Raw genomic sequence first — 19,083 nt, 5'->3', positions numbered from 1 at the left:
TTCTCGCTTCTCGCTTCTCGCTTCTCGCTTCTCGCTTCTCGCTATGCGCCAGGCGGCATAGCTAAACTGTCGGCAATCAACTGAATCAAGTGATCCTCTACCGCAAAGCGCGTTTCGATAATTTCTCCAATCAGAGACATATCTGAATCGAAATCGGCCAGTTCATCTTCGGCTGACACATCAGAGTATTTATCGGTAAAGTTAAGAAGCGGTTCGGTAGTTAGAACTATCTTCGCGTAAGCCTGATTAATTTCATCAGTAGCGACAAAGCCAGTAGCTTTCCATTTATCCATGACCATGTCGTATATCTTGAAATGGCCTTCGGAGATATAGTCAACAAGATGTTGGCAGAAGTGCTGCAATTCGTCTGGAGAAGGAAGTTCAATAACGTTCGTTTTCGAACAAGGTTGCAGTGCTGCAAGCTTACAATATTCGACAATCAAAGACTGTCTTGTTTCCAGCCAATGATCAATGACCTCACTTGAGCCACCCCATTGGTCCTGTGTTTGTTTGAATTTTTTTAGCATGACCATGCCCTCATGATCTGATCGCCCATTGGCGAACGTATCCTTTGCAAAGCAAAGTTAGTAAAGTGATTACAAACTCTTGTCCTTACTAGAATTTATAGTTGCAAATCTAACGAACAACAAACTCTGGTATGAAATTAGATTGCCAGTAAAATGGATGAACTTCAAGCAAAGGGACGCTGTAATGTTAAGAAAAGGTGAAGTTAACCGTACGAAAAACGCCTATTGGTGCGTTGTCTCAGGAAGTGATATCTGGCTGGTGGATGGTGCTATTCCATTTGGTAATGCAGAGCAGTTCTCACTGCCAGAGGCGAGTGCAAGGCAAATTGGTGAATACCAAGGTGCCCCAGTCATATGGATAAACCTGTGTGATTTAGACCACGATTTAGAACTGGTGTCTCTGCGTGATTGTCTGCACTTCCCAGAGGCGCTCTTCTTGCTGATCAGCAAAGTGATTCAATATGGGCACATGACGCAAAGCCTTCGCTTTTGCCCCCAGTGTGGTGGTCGAAACTTTCTCAATAACAATCAGCTAGCGATGCAGTGTGGTGAGTGCCGTACTTTGCACTATCCGCGTATTTTCCCGTGTATCATCGTCGCTGTACGCAAAGATAACCAGATTTTGTTGGCACAGCACCCTCGTCATCGAAATGGCATGTACACCGTCATTGCGGGCTTTTTAGAAGTGGGAGAAACCCTAGAAGAATGTGTCGCTCGTGAAATACACGAAGAAACCGGCGTACACGTTAAAAATATTCGCTATTTTGGCAGCCAACCATGGGCCTTTCCATCCAGCATGATGATGGCATTTCTTGCGGATTACGAGTCTGGTGAATTGAATCCTGATTACACCGAGCTGTCCGATGCACAATGGTTTGGCATTGACGAGATGCCGCCGGTTGCACCAGAAGGGACAATTGCTCGAGCACTTATCGAGCAAACGCGACAAGATATCGAATCTAATTAGCTGAAAAATAGATAAAAAAAACCCTCCGAGAGGGAGGGGGTAAGTAAGATGTCGTTATGAGATGCTGAGTACCGGGTACTCAGTTTATAATTGTAGTTTTCGCTAGCGAACAAATTTTTAACACTGATACCGACTGGGTGCAAATTAAGCACTGATTTAAAAGTTAATAACTTGATCCAGGTTGCAAAGCACACAGCTATTAGCCTTAAATCAGTGATAGAATACCCCCTTTCAAAGAAAGCCTAACAATTGGAATTACGGAATGACTGAATTAAAAAATGATCGTTATCTGCGTGCCCTTCTAAAAGAGCCAGTAGATTACACGCCAGTATGGATGATGCGTCAGGCAGGTCGTTACCTACCAGAATACAAAGCAACTCGTGCGCAAGCGGGCGATTTCATGTCTTTGTGTAAAAACGCGGAGTTGGCGTCAGAAGTAACGCTTCAACCACTACGCCGTTTTCCTCTTGACGCTGCGATCTTGTTCTCTGACATCCTAACTATCCCAGATGCAATGGGCTTAGAACTTCGCTTTGCTGCGGGTGAAGGTCCGGTTTTCGATAAGCCAATCACTTGCAAAGCCGACGTAGAAAAGATTGGCCTGCCAGATCCAGAAGGCGAGCTGCAATACGTAATGAACGCAGTGCGTCAAATCCGCAAAGACTTGAACGGTGACGTTCCACTGATTGGTTTCTCTGGTAGCCCATGGACACTGGCGACTTATATGGTTGAAGGTGGCAGCTCAAAAGCGTTCACCAAGATCAAGAAGATGATGTACGCAGAACCACAAACGCTGCACCTACTTCTAGATAAGCTAGCAGACAGCGTTATCGAGTACCTAAACGCGCAAATTAAAGCGGGTGCACAGTCGGTGATGGTATTTGATACATGGGGCGGTGTACTGACTCCTCGTGACTACAACCTGTTCTCATTGCAATACATGCACAAGATTGTAGATGGCCTGATTCGTGAAAACGACGGTCGTCGCGTACCAGTAACATTGTTCACTAAGAACGGTGGTATGTGGCTTGAGCAAATCGCAGCAACGGGCTGTGATGCGGTAGGTCTAGACTGGACAATCAACATTGCAGACGCGAAAGCGCGTATCGGCGATAAAGTGGCTCTACAAGGTAACATGGACCCATCAATGCTTTACGCTTCACCAGAGCGTATCCGTGAAGAAGTAGCGGGTATTCTAGAAGGCTTTGGCGATGCAGGTACTGGTCACGTGTTCAACTTAGGCCACGGTATCCATTTGGATGTGCCGCCAGAAAACGCGGGCGTATTTGTGGAAGCGGTACACGAGCTATCTAAGCCGTACCACAAGTAAATTCGACTTTTTTGAAATCAAATACCGGCAATCAGTGTCGGTATTTTTTTATCTGAAACTCAAGGCTGTACAGCTCTGGTAGTATTTGGTCTGCCATGATCTAATTGCTATTTAGACTGTACGTTATACATTAAAATTTATTATAAACAACGATTTATGATTGTGGCTCTTGTGCGCTAATTTTTTTGTACAGATAAACAAGCAATTAGATCACGGGTAACCTAAAGCATCGAATGAACACGTTTTTTAAGGTATGGCACGATGTCAGATTCAAACCAAGGATTCTTCTTTAGCCATAATATGTTGCGCGGAGAAGGGTGAGGAAGCGGGATAAAGTCCGGTTCCCAATCCTGCCATTGCTGAACAGTTTGCGTGAGCGTCTTTGGTTTGTTGGTGAGATAGTACTGCTGTGAGTACTGACCAATCAGCAGAGTCAGCTCTATATTGGGCAACTGTTCAAGAATCTGATTATGCCAAGCGGGCGCACACTCTTTGCGAGGAGGCAAATCGCCAGAGCTACCCTTGCCTGGATAGCAGAAGCCCATCGGGACAATGGCTATTTTGTTTGGGTCGTAGAAAGTGTCTTTGTCGATATCGAGCCATTGGCGTAACCGATCGCCGCTTGGATCGTTCCAAGGTATCGAGGTTTTGTGCACACGTGTCCCCGGCGCTTGTCCGATGATTAGGATGCGTGCGTCTTTTGCGGCTTGCACGACAGGGTTTGCACCCAAAGGTAAATCGTCTGCGCAGATCTGGCAGGCTCGCACTTGCTTTAGCAATGTTTCTAGAGACATAAAACGGTTAATACCCTTTGTCGAAATCAACCTGATTATTTAGAAAGAAACCGTCCCTCCAACTCAAGTAGTTGTCTGCAAAAATGTCGACTACTTGCTCAGGGAAACTTAACGCTGCGATGTGAGGAGTGATGGTTACTTGCGGAAGTTTCCAAAACGGATGTTGTGGTGAAAGTGGTTCTAGTTCAAACACATCGAGAAAAGCATGTTCGACCCAGCGATTCTTTAGAGCGAGCAACAGACCTACATCATCAATCACATCGCCTCTTCCAACATTAAATAGCAATGCCAGATTAAGATGGCTTAGCACCTGACTATTGAGTAAACGTTGCGTCTCTGTCGTGCTCGGCAGCGTATTTACCACGATATCCGCTTGGTGAAAGGCACTGGCGAGTTCATTGATATGAAAAGTTTGATTGAATTCACCGCCAGAAGTGGGGATACCAGTACGATTGATTCCTATGGCTTTCATGCCCATCAGTTGTGCCGTTTTACCCAAATGACTGCCGATACTGCCGGTGCCGAGAATCACCATGGTTTTGCTTTGTAGCGAGGTATATAGATGCGGCTGCCATTGTTTGGCCTGTTGCTGCTGGTGGTATTGCATGAAGTGACGGAAGTGAGCAATGCTGTAACCAATCACGTACTCGGCAATCAATGGACCAAAAATACCGCTAACATTAGTCAAGGTATAATCCCGGCGCAGATTCGGCATCATCAAAGCATTCACCCCAGCAAATGTTGATTGCACCCACTCAAGCTGTGAAAACTCGTCTAACCTTTGTGATAGTAATGGTGGATCCGCCAGTACGATCTGAGCATCTTGAGGTTTGTTTGTGATGGCAAGATCGGGCAGATTTTTGTCCGCTAGTAATGTTTCGTAGGTGTCGCGATGCTCCGAGAGCAGGAAAATCTGATTTGGATGCTGCATTAACTTTTTTCCCTGTGATGAATCAAGTACACTTTCGCTGATTTTTTCTTCAATGATTGAGTGACTATGCTTAAGAATCCTCTTCAGGTTCGTTTGGAAAAACTAGAACCTTGGCAACAAATTACCTTCATGGCGTGTCTGTGTGAACGCATGTATCCAAACTATGCGATGTTTTGTGAGAATACAGAATTTGCTGAGCCACGTGCTTACCGAGCGATTCTTGATAGTGTATGGGAAATTCTGACGGTTAAGAACGCGAAAATTAACTTCGAACGTCAATTAGAGAAGTTAGAAGAGTTGTTCCCAAGTGCAGATGAATTCGATTTTTACGGTGTTTATCCAGCGATGGATGCTTGTCAGAGCTTGTCGACACTGCTGCATGGTCTGTTGGATCGCGACTACCTTTTCGATTCAATGCTTAAAGTGAGCCAACAGTCGGTACAAACTGTTGCTGACCTAGAACAAGCACAAGGTGCAGAGCCAATCACAAACGACAACCAAAAAGAAAATGAAGCCGTGTGTGAAGAGTGGGATGTTCAGTGGGCTATCTTCCGTCCACTGCGTGAAGCGGTAGAGCGTGACATCAGCTTGATTAAAGATTTGCGTGAAGAGCTGCGCGAAGAAGCCGTGAGCAACATCGGCATTGCACTTTAATTGTTGAATAGATAAAACAAAGGCATCCATGGTGGATGCCTTTTTAATTTGTGCGTTCGAGCTGTTATGCCCAATGCTGATTACGATTCTTTAGAGTCTGGTTTGGTTGGCTCTTGAGCTTCTGGCTCTTTGTCCTGTTTCTCCAGTTGTTCCTCTTCTTCATCGTCGTCACGGCTTTCAATCACGCCGTGCTTCTCTTTCCAGTTTTCCCAGCGTTGATAAGCTAGCTCTTGCATGTCTGTGCTCTTATCCGCTTCGTCGATGATCTCTTCACCCAATAGGTGCTCAAAGATATCTTCAAGTGTCACTAGACCTTGAATTGTGCCGTACTCATCGACAACTAAAGCCAGTTGTAGACGGTGGCTCATCATCTGGTCGAATACTTTAGGTAAAGTGGTATTGTTTAGCACGACTTGAATAGGGCGCATAACGGCACCAAGTTGCTTTTCACCACTGCCAGATTGTTGCAGCTTGAACAGTTCTAAGCGGTGTACGAAGCCAACAATATTGTCCGTTTGTTCACTGTAAACCAGAGGGCGAGAGAACGGTGTTTCTTTGTGTTTATCAAGAAACTCATTAATCGACATCGTAGCATCCACACGGAACACGACTGGGCGAGGTGTCATGACTTGAGTCACGGGTACATCTTGAATACCAAGTAGGTTACTCAGAATTTTTGATTCGCCTTCTGCGAACTCGCCACTTTCTCTTGCAAGAATCGCCATTGCGGATAATTCATCACGCATCTTTGGTGCTTCGTGGTTGCGTGCTAAACGCTTTGTAATCTGCTCTGAGAACCACACGAATGGTGTCAGTGCCCAAACCATCCAACGCAGCGATACGGCTGCTGCAGGCGCTAATTGACGCCAGTAGGTTGCACCAATCGTTTTAGGTACGATCTCTGAAAGTACAAGAATCGCTAAAGTCAGAACCGCAGAGAAGATACCAAGTGCTTCGCTACCAAACACAACTGCCGCTTGTGCACCTGCCGTTGCTGCACCAATAGTATGAGCAATAGTGTTTAACGTCAGGATTGAAGCCAAAGGACGGTCGATGTCCGACTTCAGTTTTTCTAGCTGAGATGAAGCAGGGTGCCCCTGTTGTCTGAGCTGTGCAATGTAGCTCGGACTGATACTCAGTAGTACCGCCTCCAGCACCGAACAGATAAACGAAACGCCGATAGCAATAGAGATATAAATGGATAACAGCAGCATAGTTGCCCTTGAATGTAATGTGATAGTTGGTCTTTGCAGAGATTATAACCGCAAAAGTGCCTTATAAATCGGTCTTATTGCATTAGAAAGCAAGAGCTTTCATCGTGCAAGTAGTAACAAATTGTGAGTTATTACTCATATTATGGCTAAAACTACGTCAGAAAATCGAAAGATCGCTTACAAACCTTTGCCAGATGGGGCATTTATGTTTTAGAGTGAGTTGAATTCGATAACATATGAGAAGGGAAACCTAATGAACAAGACCCAATTAATCGACTTTATCGCAGAGAAAGCAGATCTATCTAAAGCACAAGCTAAAGCTGCTCTTGAAGCAACTCTTGAGGGTGTAACAGGCGCTCTTAAAGAGGGTGACCAAGTTCAACTAATTGGTTTTGGTACATTCAAAGTGAACCACCGCGCTGCACGTACTGGTCGTAACCCTAAGACTGGTGACGAGATTCAAATCGCAGCGGCTAACGTACCTGCATTTGTAGCAGGTAAAGCGCTGAAAGAATCAGTAAACTAAGTTAAAATGCACCGAGGTATTCTGCCTCGGTGCAATTTCATGAAAAAACATCTACTCACTTCACTCCTCCTATCTAGCCTGACTCTTTTTGGCTGTGCTTCTGTAGAAACCCCAAACCTCGAACAATTTACTCATTTCTCTGGCGGGAAAATCAAGGGGGATGCCACCAGTTTATACTGGATGACTGAGCGCCTTACGCGTGTCAGCAAGGCAGCAGACTATGTCACTATGGGTGATTACGGCTCGTATCAAAGTGATTATCGTTGGGATGACGATGAGCTCAGAGAGTTGATTCGAAAAGGTGAGCAACTCGATGCCAAACAAGGATTGGTGCCTTTTCAAATCCACATTCGATTCAATAAAGATGGTGATGCGATTTATCAGCAATACCGTGTGAACGGGAAAGTGCTACCTTTACAGCGAGATCAACTCGAACGATATAAGAAAGAAGCAAATGACGTGGTGGCTTCGATCAAGAAACAATCCCGAGATGGTAAGAGCATAATCCAGGGTTATTGGGATGGGGAAACATTCGAAACCTGCAAAGGGCGAGAGTTTGCTACATTGGAATTTAACCAGACCCTGCCTAAGTTTGTGATAGATAGGTTAGCTTCAGTGGACAGTTACATTGCATTCATCGGCAAGGAGTCTCGCAGTACGGCAACCGTCGACGAATTGCTGATGCTCAATGATGATGATTTTGATTGCGTATCACGACCAAAGTTGATCTCGGAATAAACGTAGCTTCGAAATCTCTCGATAAAAACATAATAAAAAAGGCGCTGAATGCGCCTTTTGTCTTTTTAGCCAACTGAAGTTGTTTTTATTTTTCTTGCTCACGTGCAATTGCACGGTAGCCGATATCGTTGCGATGGAATACACCATCCCAACTGATCTGTTTTGCAAGCTCGTAAGCACGCTGCTGCGCTTCTGATACGCTGTTGCCAAGTGCCGTTGCACAAAGAACGCGACCACCGTTTGTCACGATGTCGCCGTCTTTGTTATCTGTACCAGCATGGAAGACTTTTTCGCCTTCAATTTCAACTTGTGGCAGACCCGAAATTACGTCGCCTTTGTTGTAAGCCGCTGGGTAACCACCGGCTGCTAGCACGATACCAATCGATGCTCGTGGATCCCACTTCGATTCCGCTTGATCCAGTTTCTCGTCGATTGCCGCTAGGCACAGATCAACAAGATCCGATTCCATGCGCATCATGATAGGTTGCGTCTCAGGATCACCGAAGCGGCAGTTGTACTCGATTACTTTCGGAGTGCCGTCTTTGTCGATCATAAGACCCGCGTATAGGAAACCAGTGTATGGGTTACCTTCAGCGGCCATACCACGTACCGTTGGGTAAATCACTTCTTCCATAATGCGGTTATGGATTTCCTGTGTTACCACTGGAGCTGGAGAGTATGCACCCATGCCACCGGTGTTAGGACCAGTATCTTTGTCGCCTACGCGTTTATGGTCTTGGCTGGTGGCCATTGGTAAGACGTTCTCACCATCGACCATAACGATGAAGCTTGCTTCTTCACCATCTAGGAATTCTTCGATAACCACGCGGCTGCCTGCATCACCAAATGCGTTGCCTGCTAGCATGTCTTTGATTGCGTCTTCAGCTTCTTCCAGTGTCATCGCTACAATCACGCCTTTACCAGCAGCAAGACCGTCGGCCTTTACAACAATCGGCGCACCTTGTTCACGAACGTAAGCAAGTGCTGGCTCGATTTCAGTGAAGTTCGCGTATGCACCCGTTGGGATTTGGTGACGAGCAAGGAAATCTTTAGTAAACGCTTTAGATCCTTCAAGCTGCGCTGCTGCTTGTGTCGGGCCGAAGATTGGCAGGCCTGCTTCACGGAAAGCATCAACCACACCGATAACCAGTGGCGCTTCAGGACCAACAATGGTTAGCTCAATCGCTTTCTCTTTTGCAAAAGCAACCAACCCTGCGATGTCTTCTACTGCGATGTTTACGTTCTTTAATTTAGGCTCTAGTGCTGTACCTGCGTTACCTGGAGCCACGAAGATAGTCTCAACATTTGGGTTTTGTGCCGCTTTCCAGCCTAGTGCGTGTTCACGACCACCTGAACCAATGATAAGAATATTCATAATATTTCCTTTGATTTCGCTCCTCCCTTTATTAAGGGGAGGTTGGGAGGGGTAAGTCGTGTGCGTACAACAGACCCCCTCTAACTCCCCCTTGGTAAAGGGGAAGACCAAAAACTAATTAGTGGCGGAAGTGACGCATGCCCGTAAAGATCATCGCCATGCCGTGTTCGTCTGCCGCTGCGATAACTTCGTCATCACGCATAGAACCCCCCGGTTGGATAACACACTTGATGCCCGCTTCTGCAGCCGCGTCGATACCGTCACGGAATGGGAAGAATGCATCTGATGCCATTACACAACCTTCAACCTGTAAACCTTCGTCTGCAGCTTTAATGCCTGCGATTTTCGCCGAGTAAACGCGGCTCATTTGGCCTGCGCCTACACCGATAGTCATGTCGCCTTTCGAGTAAACGATCGCGTTAGATTTCACGTACTTCGCTACTTTCCAGCAGAACAGCGCATCTTTTAGCTCTTCAGCGGTTGGTTGACGCTTAGAAACTACTTTAAGGTCATCTTCAGACACCATACCTTGGTCGCGGTCTTGGACCAGTAGGCCGCCGTTAACGCGTTTCACGTCAAAGCCAGTTGTCTTAGTTGTCCACTCACCACACTCAAGTAGGCGAAGGTTTTTCTTAGCAGCTACGATTTCTACTGCTTCAGCAGAAACAGAAGGAGCAATGATAACTTCAACGAATTGGCGCTCAGTGATAGCCGTTGCTGTTGCAGCGTCTAGTTCACGGTTGAATGCGATGATGCCGCCAAATGCAGACGTTGGGTCTGTTTTGAACGCACGGTCGTAAGCTTCTAGGATATCTTCACCTAGTGCTACACCACATGGGTTAGCGTGCTTAACGATCACACATGCTGGCTCGTCGAACTCTTTCACACACTCAAGTGCTGCATCTGTGTCAGCGATGTTGTTGTAAGAAAGGGCTTTACCTTGGATTTGGCGAGCAGTAGAAACTGATGCTTCTTCAGGGTTTGCTTCAACGTAGAATGCTGCTGCTTGGTGGCTGTTCTCACCGTAGCGCATGTCTTGTTTTTTCTCGAACTGTTGGTTGAACGTACGAGGGAATTTGCTCTCTTCATCGCCTTCCTTGTTCTCACCGTAAGATGGAACCATAGTGCCGAAGTAGTTAGCGATCATGCCGTCGTAAGAAGCCGTGTGTTCGAATGCTGCGATAGCAAGGTCGAAGCGAGTCTCTAGTGTTAGAGATTTTTCGTTCGCGTCCATTTCAGCGATAACACGGTCGTAGTCGTGAGCGTTAACAACGATAGTTACGTCTTTGTGGTTTTTCGCTGCAGAGCGAACCATTGTTGGACCACCGATGTCGATGTTCTCAACAGCGTCAGCAAGCGTACAGCCTTCTTTAGCAACGGTTTCTGCGAATGGGTATAGGTTTACAACAACCATATCGATAGGGTTGATACCGTGAGTTTCCATCACGTCATCGTCTTGGCCGCGACGGCCTAGAACACCACCATGAACTTTTGGATGCAGAGTCTTAACACGGCCGTCCATCATTTCTGGGAAACCAGTGTAGTCAGATACTTCTGTAACAGAGATGCCTTTTTCAGCAAGCAGGCGAGCAGTGCCACCAGTAGATAGGATATCGACACCGCGCTCAGCAAGAGCTTGTGCAAACTCAACAATACCTGTTTTGTCTGATACGCTGATAAGCGCACGGCGAATAGGGCGAGCGTTGTTCATGCTTCCATTTTCCTCAAATTCACGGAGTTAAAGATGTTTGCCAAAAATGAACTTGTTTCCACCTCTTAGGGTAAAATATTGGCCAGTTTTGGTAAAAACCTTTGCAGGGTGTTTTCTTATCAAGAAAACAGTCTCCACTATTTGATGGCGCGTATTCTAACCAATTTATTACAAAAAAGCTCGCGCAATCGTTTGGCATCTCAAAAATAATTGTAAAAACCTCGTCCTTTCGCTTAAAAAGTAACGAGATAGTTAATAAGGGAAGTTATGTTTCAGATAGGTGAACTGGCGAAACGCTGTGGTGTGACTGCCGATACATTGCGTTTCTACGAAAAAAATGCGTTGATTAAACCCGCAGGACGAAGTGAATCAGGCTATCGCTTATATAATGAAGAGAACCAAAAGCAGGTACGTTTCATTCTTAAAGCGAAAGAGCTTGGTTTAAGTTTAGAAGAAATCAAAGAGCTGCTAGGGATCAAATTAGAAGCGACAGAACACAGTTGTGCTGAGGTGAAAGCCATTACTTCTGCAAAGTTAACTTTAATTGATGAGAAGATTGCTGAACTCAGCAAAATCCGTACGGCTTTGAAGAAGATAAATGACGCTTGCTGCGGGCATAACAATGATGATGCCAGCCATTGCTCGATCTTGGCAGCCCTTGAATAGTCTCATTTTTGCGTCATTTAACTTAAGTTTGCATTTTTGGCGGCTTGCTTTTCTAGGTTCAAGCCGCTTTCCCACCTATAATCTCGCCTTTAGTCGACCGTAAGAATTGTAGTCCCCCTATTCCTAAAGCGACGCTGTCTATCAGATACGAGAGTTTTCATACATGGTTGGAGTCTATTTTCAAATCAATGATTGGGTTTTGAGCGTTGATGAAAATAAGCTGTATCGACAAGACAGGGAAGTTACCGTTGAACCACGCTTAATTAATCTGCTGCATTTCCTTGCTGAACACGCGAGTGAAGTTTTCAATCGCGAAGAGCTGATCCAATATGTTTGGGCTGGTGCGATTGTGACGGATCAAGTCGTCACTCAATCGATTTTTGAATTGCGTAAGCTACTGCGTGATGGTCGAGAAGAAAACATCAGCTACGTGATCACTGTGCCTAAGCGCGGTTACAAGCTGGTGGCGAATGTGGCACCGCTATCGCATGATGAGTTTCTTGCTGCTCGTCATTGTGGCACTGATGAACTTCCTCCTGTCATTGACGATATGGAAGAAGAAGCATCTGAACTTCCCGCTCCGGCTATGACATTTCCAGCAGGTCCTTTAACTCGCGCTGTATGCGAGATGTCGAAAGAGAAAAAAGCACCGCGTAAACCCAACAAAATTAGCCCTTGGCGTTTAGGCTTTATGAACTTCATCTGGATCAGTATCTTGGTGGTCGTGATGGGGGTGTTTACTTATAAGCAATCGGAAGTGCGTATTACACAAGCCATTGATACCCACCTTATCGAGTTTAAGTTCCAAGATGATTTCAATAAAGGCGGGTTGAGTTACGACTTGGCCGACGGCTTTGCTCAGAAACTCATGGCAGATATCGCTCAGGTGAGTGATTACCGAGTGATGCTCAAGAAGGCGTCATTCACTAATGGTATTGTTCCGGGCAAATCGGTGGTGGTGCGAGTTCGAGAGAATGGTGGTGGCAGCTTCTTAGAAGTGGAATACCGCAATAACTCTTCAGAAAAGGTGTTGTTCAGCCGTCAATATGCTTTAACTAGCAGCCATTTAAAAACCGTTTTGCAGCAAGCCTCTTTGGATTTGATGCGAGTGCTTAAAGTACCTGATGCAAAACTCAAATCAAAAGTGCTGGTAGCAGGAATGCCAATGAACCCAGACGCGCTTGAGTTATTCGTTCAAGCCAACCATTATTTAAATGTATCAGACTCCGACCAATTCCAGCACGGCATTGACCTTATGGAGAAGATTCTAGAGATTGAACCGGACAATGCTTATGTGCAATCGGAATTGCTAATAGCTTACCATGTGCAAAAAGCGCTAGATCCTGCTTTGGAATTAAGAAAGGGAAGAGTACAACAGTTAAGTGATAAGCTAGAAGCGAACGCGAAGATGATGGTCGGTCCGATTCAGCCTCGTATCTACGAAGCCTTGGCTTTGCATGAAACCATTATTGGGGATATTGAACTAGCGAAACGTCATTTGAATCAAGCGCTAGAGGTGAGAGACTCGGTTTTGTCTTACGTGATTCGAGGCAAACATGCTGAATTGGATGGTGATTTGGATTGGGCAAGTGAGTCCTATAGCGAAGCCTTCTATATTGATACATCCGTAGAGACCTACTTACTGTGTGAGAACTTGGTTTTTCCAAGTAACATGAAGGCGATTGATTACGCCATGTATCGCGCAGTTCACCCTTCTGTAGTGCGTATGCTGTAATAAACCAGCTCTTGATGAGTACGATACTTAGCCCTTCATTTCGGTGAGGGGCTTTTTTATATCTGCCTCTTGTGTACTTCTTACCTCTATTTCTACTAATGACGCTTGTTATATAAGAGGAGAGGGCTTTTCATTCTCTATTCTCGCCACCTTGGCATTCTACTTCTTACTTCTTACCTCTTGTCTAGCGCAGCTTTATATCGAACTTTTTGGGTTTCGGCCTTAGCCTTGCATATTTAAAACCGGTCACGAAAACGCAGTTGTTTATGCTTAATAACGCTTGTACTTATGCATCGTTGAGTGAAAGAGGAGGGGAAGTTTGATGTAAGTCAATTGGTCAATAAGGGTAGGAAAAGTCTGCATCAACAGTTTGGGTAATCAGGATAGGGATAGCTTGATGTTGATAGCGGTTGATAAGGTTGATGGAAAATTTGTTGAGGTTGATGTTTTTACCTTTTCGACATGAGCGCTTTAGTTTTTTATCTTAAGTTACTGTATATGCTAGTTTTATGTTTTTTAGTTTATCAGGTTTATCTCAACTTTATACCGATGGGCTAATTGTTTTATTGATAACCCCAAGTTTATTTTTTTCCCAGTTTTTGGGCGTAGTCTTCACTTCGAAATTTAGCGAGGTCGAGCAGGTTCTTCCTCATAGCATCTCGCTAATAACCATTCAGTTTGAGTCATGTTGACTCGAGTAGAATAGATTTGGAGATGTTATGTCATCGAATGCGAAAAAAATCGGCCTTATTGCCTGTACGGGTGTCGTAGCCGGTAACATGATGGGTAGTGGTATCGCACTATTACCTTCTAGTCTTGCCTCTGTAGGCTCTGTTTCAATCTTCAGTTGGCTGATCTGTTTGGTCGGTGCACTGAGTCTGGCGTTCGTTTACGCTCGTCTGGCAACCAAAAACCCACAAGAAGGTGGTCCTATCGCTTATGCTGGCGAAGTGTCTCCGGTATTTGGTTTCCAAACGGGCGTTCTTTATTACCACGCGAACTGGATTGGTAACCTGGCTATTGCCATTACAGGTGTTTCTTACCTTTCAGTATTCTTCCCTGTGCTCAATAACCCAATCCCAGCAGGTATTGCGACGATTGCATCGGTATGGATCTTCACTTTCGTCAACCTACTTGGTGGTAGCTGGGTAAGCCGTCTATGTACGCTTGGTCTAGTTCTTATCCTTATCCCAGTTGTTGGTACAGCTGCATTTGGTTGGACGCACTTCGATACTGCGCTTTACAGCCAAAACTGGAACGTATCAGCAGGTACTGACAGCCACGCGGTAGTAACAGCGGTTCTTATCTGTCTATGGTCATTCGTAGGAGTGGAATCAGCAGCGGTATCGACTGGTATGGTAGAAAATCCTAAACGCACTGTACCACTAGCAACTATGTTAGGTACTGGTATCGCGGGTGTGATTTACATCCTCTCAACTCAAATGATCAGCGGCATGTTCCCTGCGTCAGAAGTTGCGGCATCAGGTGCGCCATTTGCACTAGCAACCACTGAGCTATTCGGTAGCTGGACAGCACCATTTGTATCAGCATTCACAGCGCTAGCATGTTTCACTTCGCTAGGTTCTTGGATGATGCTAGTAGGTGAAGCGGGTAAACGTGCTGCGAGCGATGGTAACTTCCCTAAAATCTACGGTGAAACTGACAAAAACGGTGTGCCTAAGAAAGGTCTAATCCTTGCGTCAATCAAGATGACTGCACTGATGGTTGTACTGATGTTCTTCAGCTCTAAAACAGCACACGCATCAGACCTATTCAACCAGCTAACGACTGACGCAGTGCTACTAACTATGCTGCCTTACTTCTACTCAAGCATTAACTTGATCCGCTTCGAAGGTATGACAACACGTAACGGCTTCGTAATGCTGTTCTCTGGTGTGGCTTGTCTGTTCTGCTTCATCGCACTAGCGGGTGCAGAGGGCGGTACGCTAACAGCAACCTTCATCGTTTCTCTAGTTATCTTGATGTTCTACAGCAAAAAAGCAGGTCTTGCTCAGTACGTGAAAATGCACGCTGACGATATGCCTGCCCAAGCAAGCAACTAATCCCCAAACGCTGGCACTACGGTGCCAGCCCATAAACCCCAAATTCACGCGGCGCTCACCTTACTCATTGCCTGTAAATGGCAAAGAGCGCCCTCATTCGCCTTGGAGATGTCCAAATGAATATATTCGCTATCTTGAACCACATGGGTGTGTTCTTTAAAGAAGAGCCAGTTCGTCAACTTCACGCTGCTCTTGAGAAAGCGGGCTACGAAGTGGTTTACCCAGTAGATGATAAAGACTTGATCAAAATGATTGAGATGAACCCACGCATTTGCGGCGTGCTGTTCGACTGGGATAAATACTCACTAGAGCTATGTGAACGAATCAGCCAAATCAACGAAAAACTACCTGTTCACGCATTTGCTAACGAACAGTCTACTCTAGACATTTCACTAACAGACCTACGTCTAAACGTGAGCTTCTTCGAGTATGCTTTAGGTATGGCTGACGACATCGCTATCAAAATCAATCAAGCGACTGAGGCATACAAAGATGCCATCATGCCTCCATTCACTAAAGCACTATTCAAATACGTAGAAGAAGGTAAATACACCTTCTGTACTCCAGGTCACATGGGTGGTACTGCATTCCAGAAAAGCCCTGCTGGTAGCATCTTCTACGATTTTTACGGTCCAAACACATTTAAAGCGGACGTATCAATCTCAATGCCTGAGCTAGGTTCTCTACTAGACCACTCAGGTCCACATAAAGATGCAGAAGAATACATCGCACGCACATTCAATGCAGACAGCTCGTACATCGTAACTAACGGTACGTCTACATCGAACAAAATCGTTGGTATGTACTCAGCACCTGCGGGCAGCACAGTACTGATTGACCGTAACTGTCACAAATCTCTGACTCACCTAATGATGATGAGCGACGTGACACCAATCTACTTCCGCCCAACTCGTAACGCATACGGTATCCTTGGTGGTATTCCACAAAGCGAATTCAGCCGCGATGTCATTGCAGAGAAAGTGGCGAAAACACCAGGTGCAACAGCACCAACTTACGCGGTAGTGACTAACTCAACTTACGATGGCTTGTTGTACAACACACAATTCATCAAAGAGTCGCTAGATTGTAAACACATCCACTTCGACAGTGCTTGGGTGCCTTACACTAACTTCAACCCAATTTACGAAGGTAAATGTGGTATGAGTGGTGAAGCGATGCCAGGCAAAGTGTTCTACGAAACACAATCAACACACAAACTGTTGGCAGCGTTCTCACAAGCTTCAATGATTCACGTGAAAGGTGACTTTGATAAAGAATCTTTCAACGAAGCATTCATGATGCACACTTCAACTTCACCTCAGTACGGCATTGTTGCTTCTACTGAAACTGCAGCGGCAATGATGCGCGGCAACACTGGTAAGAAGTTGATGCAAGACTCTATCGATCGCGCAATCCGCTTCCGTAAAGAGATCAAACGCCTAGAAGCAGAAAGCGATAGCTGGTTCTTCGATGTATGGCAACCAGAAAGCATCGATACCACAGAATGTTGGAAACTAGACCCTAGCGACACATGGCACGGCTTCAAGAACATGGATGACAACCACATGTATCTTGACCCAATCAAAGTAACGCTACTGACTCCGGGGATGAACAAAGAAGGCGAACTAGAAGAATCAGGTATTCCTGCTTCGCTGGTGGCTAAATTCCTAGACGAGCGCGGCATCGTGGTAGAGAAAACAGGTCCATACAACTTGTTGTTCCTATTCTCAATCGGTATCGACAAATCAAAAGCAATGCAATTGCTACGCGGTCTAACTGAATTTAAACGTGGCTACGACTTGAACCTAACCATCAAGAGCTTCCTACCTTCGCTATACAACGAAGACCCAAGCTTCTATGAAGGCATGCGCGTTCAAGAACTAGCACAAGCAATTCATGACCTAACTAAGAAATACAACCTACCAGAGCTAATGTACAAAGCGTTCGATGTACTTCCAGAAATGAAAGTAACACCACACGCAGCATGGCAAGAAGAGCTTCGTGGCAACATCGAAGAAATCAAACTGGAAGAAATGGTTGGCCGCGTAAGTGCGAACATGATCCTTCCTTACCCTCCAGGTGTGCCACTAGTACTTCCTGGTGAAATGGTGACTCAAGAGTCGCGCCCTGTGCTGGACTTCCTAGAGATGCTTTGTGAGATCGGTGCGCATTACCCAGGTTTCGAAACCGACATCCACGGTCTATACCAACAAAAAGATGGTAGCTACACCGTAAAAGTATTGAAGAACTAAGTTCCTCGCGAAGATGACGCCATTGGGAATGCAAGCATGCTCCACTCTTGCGAGCTCAATGCGTCATCGAACAATAACGACATTTAGATATACCCCTAACTAATCTGTCGTAAAGAGAAGGGCAAGGATGCTCTGATCTTTTCTTCTATATATAGAAGAAACAATTTTCCAAGACTTCACCTGAAGTACCCCAAATAAAAAGCAAAGACCAAAGAGCTGCATGAAAGTGCCGCTCTTTTTTGCTATCTATATAGAAGTATATATAGAGGAAAGATACCAACAGCCAAATCAGGCGAACTCCATTACGATACGGCCATTAATTTCACCTTTCTCCATGTCAGCAAAGATGTCATTGATATCTTCAAGCTGTTTGACTTCAGTAATCGCCCTTACCTTTCCATCTGCGGCGAACTGTAAGCACTCTTGCAAGTCTTTGCGTGTGCCGACAATAGAACCAATGACCTTCACTCCATTAAGAACAGTATCAAAGATAGGGATTGGCATTTCTTCTGGTGGTAAGCCGACAAGCACACATGCACCGCCGCGACGTATAGAGTGATAAGCCTCTTGGAATGCTGGCTTGGATACCGCAGTACACACAACACCGTGTACGCCGCCATTGGTTATGGCTTTAATACGCTCAGAAGGCTTTTCTTTCATAAAGTCGATGGTGTGTTGCGCACCTAAACTTTTAGCTAGTGCGAGTTTCTCGTCACCAGTATCTACAGCAATAACATTCATGCCCATTGCTGCTGCATATTGAATGGCTAAATGACCTAAACCACCTGCATCGACATAGCTTAAGCCCTTTGGAATTTTCACTACGTAATCACCGTGAGCAAGACAGAACTCAGCATAGCCGCCATCAACGGAATAACCAGCGTTATGTTGATCTAAACAAAGTGTCTCTTGCCCTTCCAAGCAATAGTCGCAATGACCACACGCACTATATAGCCAAGGCACGCCAACACGATCACCAGCTTTAAGATGGTGTATCTCACTACCGACCTCGACTATTTCTCCCACTCCCTCATGGCCAGGTACGAGAGGCATCTTAGGTTTCACAGGCCAATCGCCGTGGCAAGCGTGTAAATCGGTATGACAAACCCCGCAGGCATGAACTTTGACGAGTACATCACGAGGCTTAACGTTAGGTAGAGGAATGTCTTGAATGATGAGTGGACCTTTAAATTCACTAACAACTGCGGCTTTCATGTGTATCTCTCCATTTAATGATAACGATAATCATTCTTGATCGATGTGTGATAGAGTGCAGTGATCTGAATCAAAAATCGATTTTTAGCTAAATAGACCTTAGTCGAAACAAGTTAATAGCTAAGAAAAAGAGGTTTATTTAAGAGAGGCTATGTCGAAACTAGGGTAGTTTCAGAAAGAAGAACATAGTAATGCCTCTTCTATTAAGGCTTGGTGCCCCTAAATTTTAGCTAAATAGGGCTCAAAGTGTCTTGTATCTATACGATCTGTTCATTGTTTGTTCGGTTGAACTTTTTTTTAAAAAAAATGGGTTGCGCTCATTTCTGAATTCCCTATACTGCGCATCCACCGACACGGAGTGAGACGAAAGTCACACAGCGAGTCG

Annotated in this window: 16 protein-coding genes; 9 read left to right on the top strand and 7 right to left on the bottom strand. The window is 45.4% G+C overall.

Annotation, left to right across the window (positions count from 1 at the left end):
- Positions 1-41: 41 nt before the first annotated feature.
- Positions 42-533: an Rsd/AlgQ family anti-sigma factor gene (locus OQJ86_RS22740; RefSeq protein ID WP_038873422.1), complete on the bottom strand. Its 492-nt coding sequence runs from the start codon at positions 531-533 to the stop codon at positions 42-44.
- 178 nt (positions 534-711) lie between these two features.
- Here OQJ86_RS22740 and nudC point away from each other — a divergent pair, with 178 nt between their 5' ends.
- Together nudC and hemE are read left to right on the top strand one after the other, a co-directional pair.
- Positions 712-1,494: an NAD(+) diphosphatase gene (gene nudC / locus OQJ86_RS22735; RefSeq protein WP_265991215.1), complete on the top strand. Its 783-nt coding sequence runs from the start codon at positions 712-714 to the stop codon at positions 1,492-1,494.
- A gap of 262 nt (positions 1,495-1,756) precedes the next feature.
- Positions 1,757-2,824, top strand: a complete 1,068-nt coding sequence (gene hemE / locus OQJ86_RS22730) for a uroporphyrinogen decarboxylase (RefSeq protein ID WP_005433634.1) — start codon at positions 1,757-1,759, stop codon at positions 2,822-2,824.
- 221 nt (positions 2,825-3,045) lie between these two features.
- Here the strand turns inward: hemE and OQJ86_RS22725 are convergent, their stop codons facing one another.
- Positions 3,046-3,618: a uracil-DNA glycosylase family protein gene (locus OQJ86_RS22725; protein WP_038882072.1), complete on the bottom strand. Its 573-nt coding sequence runs from the start codon at positions 3,616-3,618 to the stop codon at positions 3,046-3,048.
- A gap of 7 nt (positions 3,619-3,625) precedes the next feature.
- Positions 3,626-4,549: a D-2-hydroxyacid dehydrogenase gene (locus OQJ86_RS22720; RefSeq protein ID WP_265991212.1), complete on the bottom strand. Its 924-nt coding sequence runs from the start codon at positions 4,547-4,549 to the stop codon at positions 3,626-3,628.
- A 66-nt stretch (positions 4,550-4,615) separates the two neighbouring features.
- On the opposite strand from OQJ86_RS22720, the gene OQJ86_RS22715 reads away from it, so the two are divergent.
- Positions 4,616-5,203, top strand: coding sequence for a YjaG family protein (locus OQJ86_RS22715; RefSeq protein WP_005434878.1), 588 nt, complete (start codon positions 4,616-4,618; stop codon positions 5,201-5,203).
- A gap of 80 nt (positions 5,204-5,283) precedes the next feature.
- Here the strand turns inward: OQJ86_RS22715 and OQJ86_RS22710 are convergent, their stop codons facing one another.
- The gene (locus tag OQJ86_RS22710; protein ID WP_104047586.1) at positions 5,284-6,417 is read right to left on the bottom strand and encodes a CNNM domain-containing protein; all 1,134 of its coding nucleotides are present in this window, start codon (positions 6,415-6,417) and stop codon (positions 5,284-5,286) included.
- A gap of 253 nt (positions 6,418-6,670) precedes the next feature.
- On the opposite strand from OQJ86_RS22710, the gene hupA reads away from it, so the two are divergent.
- Both hupA and OQJ86_RS22700 read left to right on the top strand, forming a co-directional pair.
- Complete coding sequence (gene hupA, locus OQJ86_RS22705; RefSeq protein ID WP_005433627.1) at positions 6,671-6,943, top strand: nucleoid-associated protein HU-alpha; 273 nt, start codon at positions 6,671-6,673, stop codon at positions 6,941-6,943.
- A 39-nt stretch (positions 6,944-6,982) separates the two neighbouring features.
- On the top strand, positions 6,983-7,681 hold the full coding sequence (locus OQJ86_RS22700) for a DUF1481 domain-containing protein (protein WP_265991109.1): 699 nt from the start codon (positions 6,983-6,985) through the stop codon (positions 7,679-7,681).
- A gap of 85 nt (positions 7,682-7,766) precedes the next feature.
- Here the strand turns inward: OQJ86_RS22700 and purD are convergent, their stop codons facing one another.
- Positions 7,767-9,056 (bottom strand): phosphoribosylamine--glycine ligase, encoded by a 1,290-nt coding sequence (gene purD / locus OQJ86_RS22695; RefSeq protein ID WP_039976386.1) that lies wholly within the window; start codon positions 9,054-9,056, stop codon positions 7,767-7,769.
- A gap of 118 nt (positions 9,057-9,174) precedes the next feature.
- A complete protein-coding gene (gene purH / locus OQJ86_RS22690; RefSeq protein ID WP_038882075.1) occupies positions 9,175-10,767 on the bottom strand; it encodes a bifunctional phosphoribosylaminoimidazolecarboxamide formyltransferase/IMP cyclohydrolase in 1,593 nt (530 codons plus the stop codon).
- Positions 10,768-11,034: 267 nt separating this feature from the next.
- On the opposite strand from purH, the gene zntR reads away from it, so the two are divergent.
- The 4 genes from zntR to OQJ86_RS22665 all read left to right on the top strand — a co-directional run bounded on the left by zntR (position 11,035) and on the right by OQJ86_RS22665 (position 17,483).
- Entirely contained in the window at positions 11,035-11,433 is a 399-nt protein-coding gene (zntR, locus tag OQJ86_RS22680) for a Zn(2+)-responsive transcriptional regulator (protein WP_038873397.1), read from the top strand.
- A gap of 163 nt (positions 11,434-11,596) precedes the next feature.
- Positions 11,597-13,168, top strand: a complete 1,572-nt coding sequence (cadC, locus tag OQJ86_RS22675) for a lysine decarboxylation/transport transcriptional activator CadC (RefSeq protein WP_038873394.1) — start codon at positions 11,597-11,599, stop codon at positions 13,166-13,168.
- Positions 13,169-13,887: 719 nt separating this feature from the next.
- Positions 13,888-15,231 (top strand): cadaverine/lysine antiporter, encoded by a 1,344-nt coding sequence (cadB, locus tag OQJ86_RS22670; protein WP_017821792.1) that lies wholly within the window; start codon positions 13,888-13,890, stop codon positions 15,229-15,231.
- Positions 15,232-15,347: 116 nt separating this feature from the next.
- On the top strand, positions 15,348-17,483 hold the full coding sequence (locus tag OQJ86_RS22665) for a lysine decarboxylase CadA (protein ID WP_038881794.1): 2,136 nt from the start codon (positions 15,348-15,350) through the stop codon (positions 17,481-17,483).
- Positions 17,484-17,771: 288 nt separating this feature from the next.
- Here the strand turns inward: OQJ86_RS22665 and OQJ86_RS22660 are convergent, their stop codons facing one another.
- The gene (locus OQJ86_RS22660) at positions 17,772-18,698 is read right to left on the bottom strand and encodes a zinc-dependent alcohol dehydrogenase (protein WP_265991102.1); all 927 of its coding nucleotides are present in this window, start codon (positions 18,696-18,698) and stop codon (positions 17,772-17,774) included.
- Positions 18,699-19,083: the final 385 nt, after the last annotated feature.

It is taken from the genome of Vibrio sp. Sgm 5, assembly GCF_026241575.1.
Taxonomy (GTDB): domain Bacteria; phylum Pseudomonadota; class Gammaproteobacteria; order Enterobacterales; family Vibrionaceae; genus Vibrio; species Vibrio jasicida.
This window is presented reverse-complemented; position numbering and strand designations above follow the sequence as displayed.